This is a genomic window from Chelativorans petroleitrophicus (genome assembly GCF_025398195.1).
Lineage (GTDB): Bacteria > Pseudomonadota > Alphaproteobacteria > Rhizobiales > Rhizobiaceae > Chelativorans > Chelativorans petroleitrophicus.
Window position 1 is genome coordinate 102,948 of the sequence record NZ_JAODNV010000015.1, and the last position, 13,952, is coordinate 116,899.

General features: G+C 64.5%; 12 protein-coding genes, 1 tRNA gene and 1 pseudogene. 10 read left to right on the forward strand and 4 right to left on the reverse strand.

The window, feature by feature from the left end:
- Positions 1-11: 11 nt before the first annotated feature.
- The 3 genes from NYR54_RS14330 (at position 12) to smc (ending at position 4,847) form a co-directional block, all read left to right on the forward strand.
- The gene (locus NYR54_RS14330; protein ID WP_261516374.1) at positions 12-530 is read left to right on the forward strand and encodes a DUF721 domain-containing protein; all 519 of its coding nucleotides are present in this window, start codon (positions 12-14) and stop codon (positions 528-530) included.
- 111 nt (positions 531-641) lie between these two features.
- On the forward strand, positions 642-1,340 hold the full coding sequence (locus NYR54_RS14335; protein ID WP_261516375.1) for a DsbA family protein: 699 nt from the start codon (positions 642-644) through the stop codon (positions 1,338-1,340).
- A gap of 48 nt (positions 1,341-1,388) precedes the next feature.
- Positions 1,389-4,847: a chromosome segregation protein SMC gene (smc, locus tag NYR54_RS14340; RefSeq protein ID WP_261516376.1), complete on the forward strand. Its 3,459-nt coding sequence runs from the start codon at positions 1,389-1,391 to the stop codon at positions 4,845-4,847.
- Positions 4,848-4,921: 74 nt separating this feature from the next.
- Here smc and NYR54_RS14345 read toward each other — a convergent pair whose 3' ends face one another.
- Positions 4,922-5,269 (reverse strand): VOC family protein, encoded by a 348-nt coding sequence (locus NYR54_RS14345; RefSeq protein ID WP_261516377.1) that lies wholly within the window; start codon positions 5,267-5,269, stop codon positions 4,922-4,924.
- A gap of 257 nt (positions 5,270-5,526) precedes the next feature.
- On the opposite strand from NYR54_RS14345, the gene ppdK reads away from it, so the two are divergent.
- Positions 5,527-8,190, forward strand: a complete 2,664-nt coding sequence (gene ppdK, locus NYR54_RS14350; RefSeq protein ID WP_261516378.1) for a pyruvate, phosphate dikinase — start codon at positions 5,527-5,529, stop codon at positions 8,188-8,190.
- An 8-nt stretch (positions 8,191-8,198) separates the two neighbouring features.
- On the opposite strand, the gene NYR54_RS14355 is transcribed toward ppdK, so the two are convergent.
- Both NYR54_RS14355 and NYR54_RS14360 read right to left on the reverse strand, forming a co-directional pair.
- Positions 8,199-8,588 carry a DUF427 domain-containing protein gene (locus NYR54_RS14355; protein WP_261516379.1) on the reverse strand — a complete coding sequence of 130 codons (390 nt, stop codon included), beginning with the start codon at positions 8,586-8,588 and terminating at the stop codon, positions 8,199-8,201.
- 36 nt (positions 8,589-8,624) lie between these two features.
- Complete coding sequence (locus NYR54_RS14360; RefSeq protein ID WP_261516380.1) at positions 8,625-8,981, reverse strand: hypothetical protein; 357 nt, start codon at positions 8,979-8,981, stop codon at positions 8,625-8,627.
- A 204-nt stretch (positions 8,982-9,185) separates the two neighbouring features.
- Here NYR54_RS14360 and NYR54_RS14365 point away from each other — a divergent pair, with 204 nt between their 5' ends.
- A complete protein-coding gene (locus NYR54_RS14365) occupies positions 9,186-9,959 on the forward strand; it encodes a DUF1499 domain-containing protein (protein WP_261516381.1) in 774 nt (257 codons plus the stop codon).
- Between the two features lie 2 nt (positions 9,960-9,961).
- Here NYR54_RS14365 and NYR54_RS14370 read toward each other — a convergent pair whose 3' ends face one another.
- The gene (locus NYR54_RS14370) at positions 9,962-10,870 is read right to left on the reverse strand and encodes an MBL fold metallo-hydrolase (RefSeq protein ID WP_261516398.1); all 909 of its coding nucleotides are present in this window, start codon (positions 10,868-10,870) and stop codon (positions 9,962-9,964) included.
- A gap of 111 nt (positions 10,871-10,981) precedes the next feature.
- On the opposite strand from NYR54_RS14370, the gene NYR54_RS14375 reads away from it, so the two are divergent.
- From NYR54_RS14375 to NYR54_RS14395, 5 genes and pseudogenes are all read left to right on the forward strand, one after another.
- Positions 10,982-11,587 carry a biotin transporter BioY gene (locus NYR54_RS14375; protein WP_261516382.1) on the forward strand — a complete coding sequence of 202 codons (606 nt, stop codon included), beginning with the start codon at positions 10,982-10,984 and terminating at the stop codon, positions 11,585-11,587.
- An 87-nt stretch (positions 11,588-11,674) separates the two neighbouring features.
- Positions 11,675-12,664, forward strand: coding sequence for a UDP-glucose 4-epimerase GalE (galE, locus tag NYR54_RS14380; RefSeq protein WP_261516383.1), 990 nt, complete (start codon positions 11,675-11,677; stop codon positions 12,662-12,664).
- A gap of 218 nt (positions 12,665-12,882) precedes the next feature.
- Positions 12,883-12,956: transfer RNA gene (locus NYR54_RS14385), tRNA-Gln, on the forward strand.
- 293 nt (positions 12,957-13,249) lie between these two features.
- Positions 13,250-13,471: a hypothetical protein gene (locus tag NYR54_RS14390; RefSeq protein WP_261516384.1), complete on the forward strand. Its 222-nt coding sequence runs from the start codon at positions 13,250-13,252 to the stop codon at positions 13,469-13,471.
- 274 nt (positions 13,472-13,745) lie between these two features.
- A pseudogene (locus tag NYR54_RS14395) lies at positions 13,746-13,952 on the forward strand (transposase); the annotation flags it as partial.

A 13,952-nucleotide genomic window follows, 5' to 3' on the forward strand; every position in this document is an offset into this window, starting at 1 on the left:
AGGACAAGCTCATGACAGGGAAAAGCGGCGGGCACAATCCCGTCCCCGTCAGCGATCTGGCATCGGAGATACTCGATCCCGTCCTGCGGCGCAGGGCGGGGCTTTCGGTCGCGCTGGTGCAGTCCTGGCCGGAGATCGTCGGAGAGCGGCTGGCCGACCGCACGCAACCGGAGAAAATCGCCTGGCCGAGGCGGCGAAGCGAGGACGAGCCCTTCGAGCCGGCGACGCTTGTCATCGCCTGCGAAGGGCCGGCGGCGCTTTACGTGCAGCACGAGACGGCGGAGATCATCTCGCGCGCCAACAGCTTTCTGGGTTTTGCGGCCATCGGGCGGATCAAGATCGTGCAGAAACCGGTCGCGCGTAGGCCTGCCGAGCGGCCGAAATCCGTGCGTACGCTTTCGCAGGACGAGCGCGAGAGGCTCGACAGGCTTACCGAGGGCATCGAAGAGGAGGGGCTGCGGGACAGCCTGAAACGGCTCGGCGAGAGCCTGCTCGCCTCGCGGCGGAAACCTCCGCTCGCGGATTCGTGAGGATGGCCGGTTAAATTCCCGTTTGGTATCACGCGCATGATCGCCTATTTCACCTGAACTATCGCCGATTGTCCGCAAGCGGTAGGATTCAAACGGAGCTTGATGATTCGCATGACTGAACCGACTACCCGCAGGCGTCTTCTTTCCTGTATCGCCGCTCTTCCGGCGCTTTCACTCCTTGCCGCCTGCAGTGACGGAAAGGGCACTGCGCAGGCCCAGGATGACATGACAACGGCCGCCGTCGATGCGCCGCAACCGTCCGGCACAGTCGATATGAACAAGCTGCTTGAGCCGGGCGCGCTCCCGGAGAAGGTGCAGGGCGCCGACGACGCCCCCGTGACGATCGTCGAATACGCGTCGATGACATGCAGCCACTGCGCCAACTTTCACGTCAACACCTATCCGGCGCTGAAGGAGAAGTACATCGATACGGGCAAGGTGCGGCTCATCCTGCGCGAATTCCCCTTCGACCCGCGGGCGGAGGCCGGCTTCATGCTCGCGCGCTGCGCCGAGGACAAGTACTTCGCGATGGTCGATGTCCTCTTCAAGCAGCAGGGAAATTGGGCCCCCGTGCAGGACGCCCGTACAGCGCTCCTGAATATTGCGAAGCTTGCCGGTTTTACACAGGAGTCCTTCGAGGCTTGCTTGACGAACCAGGCGCTTCTTGACGATGTGAGAGCGGTACGTGCGCGAGGAGCAGCGGATTTCGGGGTTGATGCAACGCCTACCTTCTTCATAAACGGGAAGAAGTATTCGGGAGCAATGTCGATTGAGCAGATGTCGGCGATCATCGATCCGCTTCTGCAATAACGCCGCCACCATCGGCTGCGCCCTTTCTGCGCGTCTGGAGCGCCGCGCATGAAATTCACGAAGCTCCGCCTTCTCGGCTTCAAGTCCTTTGTCGAGCCCAGCGAGTTCGTCATCGAACCTGGGCTCACGGGCGTCGTCGGGCCGAACGGCTGCGGCAAGTCCAATCTGGTCGAGGCCCTGCGCTGGGTCATGGGCGAAAGCTCGTACAAGAACATGCGCGCCTCGGGCATGGACGACGTGATCTTCTCCGGCTCGGCGACACGGCCGGCGCGCAATACCGCCGAGGTTACCCTGTTCCTCGACAATTCCGACCGCACCGCGCCGCCCGCTTTCAACGACGCCGACGAGCTTCAGGTCTCCCGCCGCATCGAGCGAGAAGCGGGCTCCGTCTATCGCATCAACGGCAAGGAGGCGCGTGCGCGCGATGTGCAGCTTCTCTTTGCCGATCAGTCCACCGGAGCGCGCTCGCCTTCAATGGTGGGGCAGGGGCGCATCGGCGAATTGATCCAGGCCAAGCCCCAAGCGCGCCGGGCGCTTCTAGAAGAAGCGGCCGGCATTTCCGGCCTGCATACGCGCCGGCACGAGGCGGAACTGCGCCTGCGGGCCGCCGAGCAGAATCTGGAGCGGCTCGACGACGTGGTGCGCGAGCTCGAAACCCAGATCGAAAGCCTCAAGCGGCAGGCGCGGCAGGCGGCGCGCTTCAAGAATCTTTCGGCGGAAATCCGCAAGGCGGAGGCCACGCTTCTCCATCTGCGTTGGACCCAGGCCAAGGAGCAGGAGGCGGAGGCGAAATCTGCGCTGTCGGAGGCCATGAGCCGCGTTGCCGAGTGCGCGAACGCGCAGATGGAGGCGGTGAAGGAACAGGCGATCGCCGCCAAGCGCCTGCCTGAACTGCGCGAAGCCGAGGCGTCCGCCGCCGCCGCCCTTCAACGGCTCAACATTGCCCGCGCGCAGATGGAGGATGAGGCGCGCCGCGTGCGCGAGCGGGTCGCGGAACTCACCAGGCGCATCGAGCAGCTTGACGCGGACATTGCCCGTGAGGAGCAGATGATCCGCGACAATGCGAACGCACTGGCCCGGCTTGCCGCCGAGGAGGAATCGCTGCGCGAGGCGGAAGACGGCGGGCAGGGGCGGGAGGCCGAACTTGCTGCCGCTCTGGAGGCGGCAAGCGCGCATCTGGCCGAAAAGGAGGCGGCGCTCTCAGCGCTGACCGCCGCCAAGGCGGAGGCAACCGCCACCCGCACGCAAGCCGAGCGCGCGGTACGCGAGGGAAGGGACCGCCGCGACCGGCTGGCGCGTCAGCTCGAAACCGCTGACCGGCAATTGGCCGAGATCGCTCAGGCGATCTCGGGCTTGCCCGATCCGGCGCAGAAGCGCCGCGAGCTGGAGGAAGCGCTCGCGGCCCAGGAGAAGGCGGAGCAGGCGGTGGGTCACGCGGAAAAGACCGTGGCTGAAGCGCGCTCTGCGGAAGCCGCCGCCCGGCCGCCGCTTAACGAGGCGCGCGCGGAACTGCAGCGCATCGAGACGGAGGCCCGCACGCTCGCCAAGGTGCTGAATGCCGGGGGCAATGACCTTTTCCCGGCCGTTCTGGAGAAAGTGCAGGTGGAGCCCGGCTTCGAAACGGCGCTCGGGGCTGCGCTTGGCGAGGACCTTGATGTGCCGCTCGATCCGGCCGCGCCCGCTCATTGGGCGGGTGCCGAGCCGGCACCGGACGATCCCTCGCTGCCTGCAGGGGTACGGCCTTTGAGCGAGGTGGTGCGGGCGCCGAGTGCGCTTTCCCGACGCCTCGCGCAGATCGGCATTGTCGAAAAGCAGGACGGTCCGCGGCTGCAGAAGGAGCTGAAACCGGGGCAGCGCCTTGTGAGCCTGGATGGCGCGCTATGGCGCTGGGACGGCTATGTGGCGAGCGCCGAGGCGCCCACCGCGGCTGCGCAGCGGCTCGCCCAGAAGAACCGGCTGGCCGAGCTCGACCGTGAAGCCGTCGCCGCGACCAAAGCGCTGCGGGCGGCCGAGAGCGTACTGGAAAATGCCGAAAAGGCGGTGCAAGAGGCCGTGGAGAGCGAGCGGCAAGCTCGCGAGCACCTGCGTGAGAGGCAGCGCGCGGTAAGCGGCGCTCGCGACGCGCTTGCCAACGCCGAAAAGGCCGCGGGTGAACTTGCGACCCGCCGCGCGGCACTGGAGGACTCGCGGCAGCGCCTTGTGGAGGAGCACGCGGAGGCCGTCAAGGCGCTTGCTGAGGCGGAGGCAACCGTCGCGGCCGCGCCCGACATTTCCGAGCTTCAGGAACGGCTCGCTGCCGTGACCGCCGAAGTGGCCGATGCGCGCGCCAGGGCGGCAGAGGCGCGGGCGGCTCATGAAGGGCTGCGCCGGGAGACCGAGACGCGCCGGCGCAGGCTTGCCGCGATCGCCGAGGAGCGCAAGAGCTGGAGCGCGCGTGCCGAGAATGCGGAACAGCAGATCAAGGCGCTCACCGAACGCCGCGCCGAAGCTGCTGCCGACCTCGAGAAGCTGGCCGATGCGCCGGACGAGATCGAGGCCAGGGGGCGCGCTTTGCTGACCCAGATTGCCGAAGCCGAGCGCCTGCGCAAGGCGGCAAGCGACCGGCTGCAGGAGGCGGAGAACCGGCAGGTCGAGCTCGACAAACGCGCGAACGAAGCGAACCAGGCCCTTGCATCCGCGCGCGAAAACCGCGTGCGCGCGGAGGAACGCCAGGCTGCCGCCGAGGAGCGGCGCAAGGAGGCCGAAGCGCGCATTCAGGAAGCGCTGAACGTGCCCGCGCATCTGGCTATCCGCCACGCTGAGCTGAAGCCCGATGACCCGCTGCCGGATGTGGCCGACGTGGAGCGCAGGCTGGAGCGGCTGAAGATCGAGCGCGAGAGGCTGGGCGCGGTGAACCTGCGCGCGGAGGAGGAAAGCCGCGAGCTTTCCGAACGGCTCGACGGAATCATCTCGGAGCGCGAAGACGTGATCGAGGCGATCCGCAAGCTGCGCCAGGCGATCCAGAGCCTCAATCGCGAGGGGCGCGAGCGTCTGCTTGCCGCATTCGACGTGGTGAACGGTCAATTCAAGCGGCTCTTCACCCATCTGTTCGGCGGCGGCATGGCGGAACTGCAACTCGTCGAATCCGAGGACCCGCTGGAGGCGGGTCTGGAGATTCTTGCCCGTCCGCCCGGCAAGAGGCCGCAGACGATGACGCTGCTTTCGGGCGGCGAGCAGGCTTTGACGGCGCTGGCACTCATCTTCGCCGTCTTCCTGACCAATCCGGCTCCCATTTGCGTGCTCGACGAGGTGGATGCGCCGTTGGACGATCACAACGTCGAGCGCTTCTGCAATTTGATGGACGAGATGGCGGCTTCCACCGAGACCCGCTTCATCGTCATCACGCACAACCCGATCACCATGGCGCGCATGAACCGCCTGTTCGGCGTGACCATGGCCGAACAGGGGGTGAGCCAGCTCGTCTCCGTCGATCTGCAGACGGCTGAGCGCATGCGCGAGGCAAGCTGAGCCTCGTCCCCGCGAGGGCCTAATCTACGCCAACACACCCGAACCAGCGTGGGCGCTACTTTCGCCGATAAGGTTTATTTTTCGCTCCAGACCGCCAGCTCGTTTCCCGCCGGGTCCAGAAAATGGAAGCGCCGGCCGCCGGGGAAATTGAAGATCGGCTTCACGATGCGTCCGCCTGCCTCTTCCACGCGCCGCAGTGTCTCTTCAAGTTCATGGGAATAAAGAACCGGTAGAGGCTTGTCGGTGCCTTCCACCGGAGAGCCGTAGAAACCGCCGTCGAGCCCCTCGCTGAAGGCCGAATAGCTGGGGCCGTAATCGGTGAAGGTCCACGAAAAGGCGTTGGCATAGAAGGCCTTGACGCTGTCGAGCGTGCCGTTGGCTGCGGGCATTTCGAGATAATCGAGCTTTCCAGTCTCGCGCATAACGGTCCTCCTCGATGTTCTGTTTTTGTTCTAACAGCCGCGGCCGTCACGCGCAAGCCGCTTCGCGTGAATTTGGCTTTGAGGGATTGTCATGCCCCGGCTTATGTCCAACGCTATGACTGGCTGAAGGAGGATCGGCCCGCCCCCCAGAGGTCGGCAGCTTAAAGCGATCTTCAATCCATCCGGCGCAAGAAGGTGGGAAGAGCAAGCGAATTATCCTGTTTGACCGGCGAAGCTTGCGGAGTACGAAGGGACTGATGACGAAGTGGACTTACAGCTTCGGAGACGGACAGGCCGAAGGCAGCGCCGGCGACAGGGACCTGCTTGGCAGCAAGGGCAGCAATCTTGCCGAAATGTGCAGGCTGGGCCTGCCGGTGCCCCCGGGCTTCACCATCACGAGCGAGGCCTGCACCTATTTTCATGTCCATGAGGGCAGCTGGCCGCCGGAACTCGAATCGCAGGTGGAGAATGCGCTGCGCGAACTGGAGCGCATCACCGGCCGGGAGTTCGGAGGCGCGCAGCACCCGCTTCTGGTCTCCGTGCGCCCGGGTTCGCGCGTAATCCTGCCCGGCATGCTGGACACGGTGCTGAATGTCGGACTGAACGACCGGACCGTTAAGGCGCTCGCCTTGGAGTCGGGCGACGCGCGCTTCGCCTATGACAGCTACCGCCGGTTCATCCAGATGTATGGGGAGATGGTGCTCGGCCTCGCCCATGATCTGTTCGAGGAGATTCTGGACGAGGAAAAGGCAAGCCGGGGCTATGACGTCGATACGGAATTTTCGGCTGAAGACTGGCAGGACGTGATCGCGCGCTTCAAGGCGCAGGTGGAGGTCGAATCCGGTGAGCCTTTTCCGCAGGACCCGTGCAGGCAGCTTTGGAGCGCGATCAAGGCGGTGTTCGGAAGCTGGAGGAGCCCCCGCGCCGTCACATACCGCAGCCTGCACAATATCCGCGATGACTGGGGAACGGCGGTCAACGTCCAGCTCATGGTGTTCGGCAATATGGGCCGGGACTCCGCCACGGGAATCGCATGCACGCGCAACCCCTCCACGGGCGAGAAGGGGCTTTATGGCGAATTTCTCGTCAACGCGCAGGGGGAGGACGTGGTGTCGGGAATCCGCACCGCGCAGCACCTTACCGAGCGCGCCCGCCGGGAGGCGAGGTCCGGCCTGCCTTCCCTGGAAAAGCTAATGCCGGAGCCCTTCGCCGCCCTGGCCGAAATTGCCGGGCGGCTCGAAGCCCATTTCCGCGACATGCAGGATCTGGAGTTCACCATCGAGAGGGGAAAGCTCTGGATGCTGCACACACGCACTGGCAAGCGGACCACGCGGGCCGCACTCAGGATGGCAGTCGAGATGGCTGAAGAGGGCCTGATTTCACGGGCGGAGGCGCTCTGCCGCATCGACCCTGGCGCCCTCGACTCGTTCCTTCATCCCACGATCGACCCTGAGGCGCAGGGCGAGGTCATCGCTGTCGGACTGCCCGCCTCGCCGGGCGCGGTGACGGGTGAAATCGTCTTCTCGTCCGAGGAGGCCGAACGCATGACCGCCCATGGCGCAAAGGTCATTCTCGTGCGCGTGGAAACCAGCCCGGATGACGTCCACGGCATGCACGTTGCCGAGGGAATTGTCACGACGCGCGGGGGCATGACGAGCCATGCGGCCGTGGTGGCGCGCGGCATGGGTAAGCCATGCGTTTCAGGCGCCGGCACCTTGCGCATCGACTACCGTGCGGGGACCGTTTCCGCGCTGGGCCGGAGCTTCAGGCGTGGCGACATCATCACGATCGACGGTTCGACGGGCCAGGTGCTGGCGGGGGCGGTGCCTCTGCGTCAGCCCGTTCTTTCCGGCGATTTCTCCACGGTCATGCAATGGGCGGAGGAGAATCGCCGCATGAAGGTGCGGGCCAATGCCGAAACGCCCGATGACGCGCGCGCAGCACGCGCCTTCGGCGCAGAAGGCATAGGGCTGTGCCGCACGGAGCACATGTTTTTCGGTCCGGACCGCATTAGCGTCATGCGCGAGATGATCCTGTCCGACACGCAGGCAAGGCGCCGGGAGGCGCTCGACAAGCTGCTTCCCCTCCAGCGGGCGGATTTCACGGAGCTGTTCGAGATCATGGCGGGCCTGCCCGTCGCCATTCGCCTGCTCGACCCGCCGCTACACGAATTCCTGCCGGGCGACCCGCAGGACATTGCCCGGATTGCCGAGCGGATGAAGGTCGATGCGGAAAGCCTCCTTCATCGTATCGAAAGCCTGCGGGAGCAGAACCCGATGCTCGGCCATCGCGGCTGCCGGCTCGCCATAAGCTATCCCGAGATCGCGGAGATGCAGGCGCGCGCACTCTTCGAGGCCGCGGTCGAGGCGGCGGGCAGGACGGGCATGCCGGTCGTGCCGGAGATCATCGTGCCCTTCGTAAGCACCGCTTCGGAGTTCTCTTTCGTCAAGAAGATCATCGACCGCGTTGCGGTTAAGGTGCTGAAAGAGAAGAAGGCGGCCATCGACTATCTGGTGGGCGCGATGATCGAACTGCCGCGCGCGGCGCTGAATGCCGGCGAGATCGCGCGCGAAGCGGAATTCTTCTCCTTCGGCACCAATGACCTGACGCAGACCACGTTCGGCATATCACGTGATGACGCGGGCGATTACCTGGAGGACTACCGGCGCCAGCGGATCATCGAGCAGGATCCCTTTGTCACGCTCGACCTCGATGGCGTGGGCGCGCTGGTGCGGCTGGCGGCGGAGAAGGGCAGGGCAGCTCGTCCCGGGTTGCGGCTGGGCGTCTGTGGAGAGCACGGGGGCGATCCCGCATCGATCAGCTTTTTCGAAGAGATCGGGCTCGATTATGTGTCCTGTTCGCCGTTCCGGCTGCCCATCGCGCGGCTATCGGCAGCGCAGGCCTGTTGCCGCCCGCACTGAGGGGAGCGTCAGCGCTCCTCTTCCTCGATCGTCACGCGATCAGGGTAGAAGGCGCCGTAGCCCTTGATGGCGAGCATCTCGTCATAGGGATCTTCATAGGCCCACATGACCTCGCGGCGCTGCGGCTCGCTTGCCATCGCCAGCCTCCAGTGGGACGCGTCGCCCTTATAGGGGCAATGCGTCTTCAGCTCCGTCCTCTGCAGACTGGCGAAGTTGATGTCCTCGAAGGGAATGTAGAGCACCGGTGGGTAGCCTTCCTCGTCCAGGCGGCTGGCCCTGGATGTTGCCGCGAGCACCACAGCGCCGGCGGTCACGCTGACCTTGCGGTCATGGGGAAGGATGTCGATACGCTTCTGTGGATTGCGCTGGAATCCTGGTGCTGGTCTGCCTTTCTGCATCGGATTTCCTCCTGGCAAGGCTGTGCCTTACCCGCCTCAAGAGGTGGCAAATTGCTTCATAAGGTCGGCATAGGCTTCAGCAAGGCGGGCAACAGGCAACTTGCTCGATGCGGCTTCTTCCACCAGAAGCGGGCCGCCATCGGTGGGCTGCGCCACGATCGCCAGCGTGTGGTTCTCTTCGTGGCCGAGCTGCACGGCGGCGACCCAATCGTATCCGTCAACGCCGTCCATGCGCATGCGAAAGAGCAGCGAGCCTCCGATCCGCTCGAGCGCCTGGCGCACCGCGCCTTCAAACCCTGTTTCCACGAAATCCTGGTGCCTGAGCACCAGCTCGAGCTCGACAAGTTCAAGCGGCGGGGCGGTACCGGATTCTTCCACAATCGAAGCTGTCATAGGTTACCATACGCTACCCCCCAAACCCTGAACCGCCAGAAATGCATAAACACTCCTGAAAGTTCCATCAGGAGATGCTTATGGCCGATTCGTGGTGGCGCGCCCACCGCGCGGGGCGCGAAATCCACGCCCGGCGGATATCGCTTGCTTTGCCGGTTCCCGATCGGGTTCTAATGGATACAATGGTTGCGGGCGCGGGAGCAGATGAGGACACTGGAGCCGAGATATTCAAAGGCAGCATGCGTTTCCCGCAGCGTCGGTGCATTTGCCGTCGTTCTTTTTCTGACGTCCGCCACGTCTCACCGCCTCGGCATTCTGGAAACCGTGCCGTTTTTCTGGCTCCTCGGCGTCGTCTTTCTCATTGCGATTGCCGGCTTCTGTCTTGCCATCATGGGCGTCGTGCAGTTCTGGGAGCACGGGCTCTATGGGCTCAAATCGGCCCTGCTCGGCGCGTTGCTTTCGGCTCTGGCGCTCGTGCCTTACGGGGTGTCGGCTTACAGATTTGCCGTTCATCCCCGCCTGACGGACATTTCGACCGATATTTCACGGCCGCCTCAGCTCGTGCAGGCGAGGGCGCTGCGCGTGCCGCCCATGAATCCGCTGCGGCCGGCATCCGAGAAGGATAGGCTGCTGCAGGTGGGGGCATACCCCGATCTGGCCGGAAGACGCTACGAACATGCCGGCGAGCAGGTGCTGACCGCCGTCCGTCGCCTGCTGGAGGACCGGGGCTGGGAACTTCTGACGCCGCTGCCCGAGGGCGAAGAGTTCGCCTCCGTGACAATAGAAGCGGTGGCGCATTCCTTTCTGCTGGGCCTTCCAGCCGACGTGGCGATTCGAGTCGAGGAGCGTCTCAACGGCACCTATGTCGACATGCGCTCGGTCTCCCGTTACGGGCGGCATGATCTGGGCGAAAACGCAACGCGGATCCGGCGCTTTCTCGAAGAGCTTGACCGCCGCCTGGAGGGCGAAAGCCTGTAGCGTTAGCCAGGCCGGTACACAGCGTCGAGGGAGGGCGGGCCCTCTGACCTGACGCGCCCGCGGGCGACCAGATCCTCCAGATGCGCCAGAACGGAAAGGGCGGCCGCCCCATGAAGGCGGGGGTCTGTGTCGCGATAGATGGCGGCAACGATCTCGGAGATGGTTCTGTCCCCGGCGGCAAGCCGCTCCAGGATGGCCCGTTCGCGCATCCTGCGATGCGCCTTGAGGCCGCGCAGGAAGGTCTGCGGTTGCCGGACCGGACCGCCGTGCCCGGGCAGAAGCAGCCTGTCCCTTCGCTCCATCAGCCTGTCGAGCGAGGCCATATAGTCGGTCATCGAACCGTCGGGCGGCGCAACGACAGTGGTCGACCATGCCATGACATGATCGCCGGAAAATGCGAGGCCGGTACCCTCCAGCGCAAAGACCATGTGATTGGCCGCATGGCCCGGGGTGTGGATGGCGCGCAGCGCCCATCCGTCGCCTTCCACCACTGCACCGTCGTGAAGCCGAATATTGGGTTCAAATGCCGTATCGCCGCTCGCGTCGAGGTGGCCGGCCTCGCCTGCGCCGAGAGGCCTTGCCGGACGGTGCGGACCCTCGGCAAAAACGGGCGCCCCGGTAAGTTCCGAAAGCCGCCGCGCCAGAGGCGAATGATCGCGGTGGGTATGGGTGACGAGAATGTGGCTGATGGGCTGCCCGCCCGCTGCCTCAAGCAGGGCCTGAAGATGCGCCTCGTCCTCGGGCCCGGGATCGATGATGGCGAGCGCGCCCTTACCGCCGACGATGTAGGTGTTCGTGCCGTAAAAGGTGAATGGGCTCGGGTTGTTCGCGGTGATCCGCCTTACGCCCGGCGCCACCTCGATGGCAGAGCCGTACTGCGGTTCGAAGCTTTTGTCGAAATCGAGAGGCATGGGCAATGACGCTCTTTCTTGCGCGGCAGTTATGGAGAGATTGCCGCCTTCACCGGAAGCGAATATAGAAAAGGCGCAATCCTTTTAGTACGCCAAAGCCACGGAGGCTCCATGTCGCAGGCGCTTGCTTCCCGTCCGCTCGTATCCCAGGCAATTCCCGAATCGGGTGTTGCGCGCATTCTGGCGCAGGGTCTTCTCGTCGTCGCCGGCACATTGCTGTTGACGCTCTCGGCAAAGACCAGGCTGGTTCTGGGGCCGGTAGACATGTCGCTGCAGACGCTCGCCGTGCTCCTCATCGCCGCCAGCTTCGGCCTGCGGCTCGGGTTGGCTACGGTTCTTCTTTATCTCGCGGAAGGCGCCGCGGGACTGCCCGTCTTCCAGGCGACGCCGGAAAAGGGCATCGGTCTCGCCTACATGCTGGGCACCACTGGCGGATATCTCGCGGGCTTCGTGGCCATGACGGTCATTGTCGGCTATGCGGCGGACCGCGGTTGGGACCGCAACGTCTTCAAGCTTTTCGGCGCGATGCTTACGGCTGAAGTGGTGATGATGGCCCTCGGCTTTGCCTGGCTTGCGATGCTTATCGGGGCGGAAGGCGCCTGGACTTTCGGTGTGGTGCCTTTCGTGGTGCCGGATCTCGTCAAGGTGGCGCTCGCGGCCTGCCTGGTGCCGGCGGGCTGGAGCGTGATCAGGGGCCTGGGCCTTGCCCGGTCCTGATTGGCGCTTCCTGGCGCAGTCCGCTTGAACTGAAATGAAGGGCCGTGGGCGCAAAGCCCGTGGCCCTTTTGGATTGGAGGGTCAGGTTTGGCGGTTCTGGTAACAGGCGGGGCAGGTTACATCGGCAGCCACATGGTCTGGGAGCTGCTTGACCATGGCGAAACCGTGGTCGTGCTCGACCGGCTTTCCACCGGTTTCGACTGGGCCGTTCCGGACGCCGCCAAGCTCATCGTCGGCGATATCGGCGACCAGGCGCTCGTGGACGACATCCTGAGCCGCTATGACGTAGACGCCATCATCCATTTCGCCGGCTCCATCATCGTTCCCGAATCGGTGGCCGACCCGCTCGGCTACTATCTGAACAACACGGTGAAATCCCGCGCGCTGATCGAATGCGCAGTGCGCGGCGGCGTGAAACACTTCATCTTCTCCTCTACCGCCGCCGTTTACGGGACGCCGCGCGTGATTCCCGTGCCGGAGGGCGAGGCGCTGGAGCCCGAATCACCCTATGGCCGCTCGAAGCTGATGACGGAAATGATGCTTGCCGACGCGGCGGCGGCCCACGGCTTCACCTACGCGGCCTTGCGTTACTTCAACGTCGCGGGTGCGGACCCGAAGCAGCGCACCGGCCAGTCCACCCGGGGCGCCACGCATCTGATCAAGGTCGCCTGCGAGACGGCCACAGGCAAGCGGGCGCATATGGAAGTGTTTGGCACGGACTACGACACGCCCGACGGCACCTGCATCCGCGACTACATCCACGTCACGGACCTTGTGAACGCCCACTATCTCGCCCTGACGCATCTGCGCGGAGGAGGGGAAAGCCTCGTTGCGAATTGCGGCTATGGGCAGGGCTATTCGGTCCGCGAGGTGATCGAGGCGGTCAAGCGCGTTTCCGGCCAGGACTTCAAGGTGGTCGAGTCCGGCCGCCGGCCGGGAGACCCCGTTGCCATCGTGGCCAATCCCGATCGCTGCTTCAAGGTGCTGGGATGGCGGCCCGCTCACGCCGACCTGGAAGAGATCGTGCGCCACGCGCTTGCCTGGGAAGAGGTGCTGGTCCGGCGAAACCGCGTGTGACACCATGCAGGGCGGGTATCTAGGCAGTGGTTTCCCGCGCGCGGCCCGCATCAACCTCTATTGTTCAAGGGCGGTCCCTGGAGATGGGGTACTCTAGGTGCAACCCGTATCGACCGCAGAGGGCTGTGAACGGCTTTATTCTGCGTTGCGTCGTGGCAGCTGACTGTCTATATCGGGCGGCGTCGCTTGCAGGTCGGTTCGTTTCATAGCCCGGGCGATGGGGCGTAGCCAAGCGGTAAGGCAGCGGGTTTTGGTCCCGCGATCCCAGGTTCGAATCCTGGCGCCCCAGCCAGCTTATCTCCAAGTCCTTGATCTAGTTCCGCAATCCGTCAGCTGCGAATCCGATTCCGGGCCGTCTTGCGCGTTTGTGCACGCAACTGGGGCACAGGGCTGTGGCACATCGGGTGTACCCAGTCCTTCGAGTCGGGGCAGTCGGGGATGGCTAGACGACGCGAAGTCCAGAATCTCGTCCGCAGGGGAAACGTCTTCTACTGGCGGCCGCGCATCCCAAGGCGCTTCTCCAGAATCGCCCAGAGCCACCTTTCACTTTCTCTCCACCAGTCTTGCTATATGAGGGCAGGCTACATGGCCCGGCGGCTCAACATGCTGCTGCAAGAGATGAAGATGAAGCCTGCGGCGTCAACGTTGACCAGAGACCAGCTGGAGGCCTTGTTCCAGGCCGAGCTGGCCCGCATGACGGAGCACCTCGACGCGCTTCAGTTCGCTGGCAAGCGCGTCGGCGTGAACGCTCTGCATGACCTGCGTGCCGACCTCGAGGTCGGATGGGCCTACCGCCAGGCTTCTTGAGCCAGACAGCCATGGATCGGACCAGGACGTCGGGACGTACGCACGCGACGTCATCGAAGACATTGGCAAGCCGTGGCATCCTTCAATCGCCCTCTTTACGAAAAACTCCAAGTCCCAGCTCCTGATCGAGACCGACGAGTTCGCTGGCTACACGCTCCTTGAGCTGCCGACGTTCGATGAGGGAGCGGACGAAGCTGGTCTGCCTCCCTTAAATGCCCTCGAATCGGGTTAGAGTTTTCCGCGCCATTTCCTGGCTGGAAGAGGAGCGGAAGTGATGAAGGCATCGCAGTTCACGGACGCGCAGAAGGCGTTCATCATCAAGCAGGGTGAGGACGGGACGACGGTGGCGCAGATCTGCCGGAAGGCGGGGATCAGCCAGGCGACTACTTCAACTGGAAGAAGAAGTATTCCGGCATGATGCCGTCGGAGATGAAGCGGCTGCGCGAGCTTGAGCAGGAGAATGCCCGGCTGAAGAAGATCG

What these genes read in the sequence shown, in the direction of transcription:
- NYR54_RS14330 (WP_261516374.1), top strand. Translation starts at nt 12, where the DNA reads ATGACAGGGAAAAGCGGCGGGCACAATCCCGTCCCCGTCAGCGATCTG.
- NYR54_RS14335 (WP_261516375.1), top strand. Translation starts at nt 642, where the DNA reads ATGACTGAACCGACTACCCGCAGGCGTCTTCTTTCCTGTATCGCCGCT.
- smc (WP_261516376.1), top strand. Translation starts at nt 1,389, where the DNA reads ATGAAATTCACGAAGCTCCGCCTTCTCGGCTTCAAGTCCTTTGTCGAG.
- NYR54_RS14345 (WP_261516377.1), bottom strand. Translation starts at nt 5,269, where the DNA reads ATGCGCGAGACTGGAAAGCTCGATTATCTCGAAATGCCCGCAGCCAAC.
- ppdK (WP_261516378.1), top strand. Translation starts at nt 5,527, where the DNA reads ATGACGAAGTGGACTTACAGCTTCGGAGACGGACAGGCCGAAGGCAGC.
- NYR54_RS14355 (WP_261516379.1), bottom strand. Translation starts at nt 8,588, where the DNA reads ATGCAGAAAGGCAGACCAGCACCAGGATTCCAGCGCAATCCACAGAAG.
- NYR54_RS14360 (WP_261516380.1), bottom strand. Translation starts at nt 8,981, where the DNA reads ATGACAGCTTCGATTGTGGAAGAATCCGGTACCGCCCCGCCGCTTGAA.
- NYR54_RS14365 (WP_261516381.1), top strand. Translation starts at nt 9,186, where the DNA reads ATGAGGACACTGGAGCCGAGATATTCAAAGGCAGCATGCGTTTCCCGC.
- NYR54_RS14370 (WP_261516398.1), bottom strand. Translation starts at nt 10,870, where the DNA reads ATGCCTCTCGATTTCGACAAAAGCTTCGAACCGCAGTACGGCTCTGCC.
- NYR54_RS14375 (WP_261516382.1), top strand. Translation starts at nt 10,982, where the DNA reads ATGTCGCAGGCGCTTGCTTCCCGTCCGCTCGTATCCCAGGCAATTCCC.
- NYR54_RS14390 (WP_261516384.1), top strand. Translation starts at nt 13,250, where the DNA reads ATGGCCCGGCGGCTCAACATGCTGCTGCAAGAGATGAAGATGAAGCCT.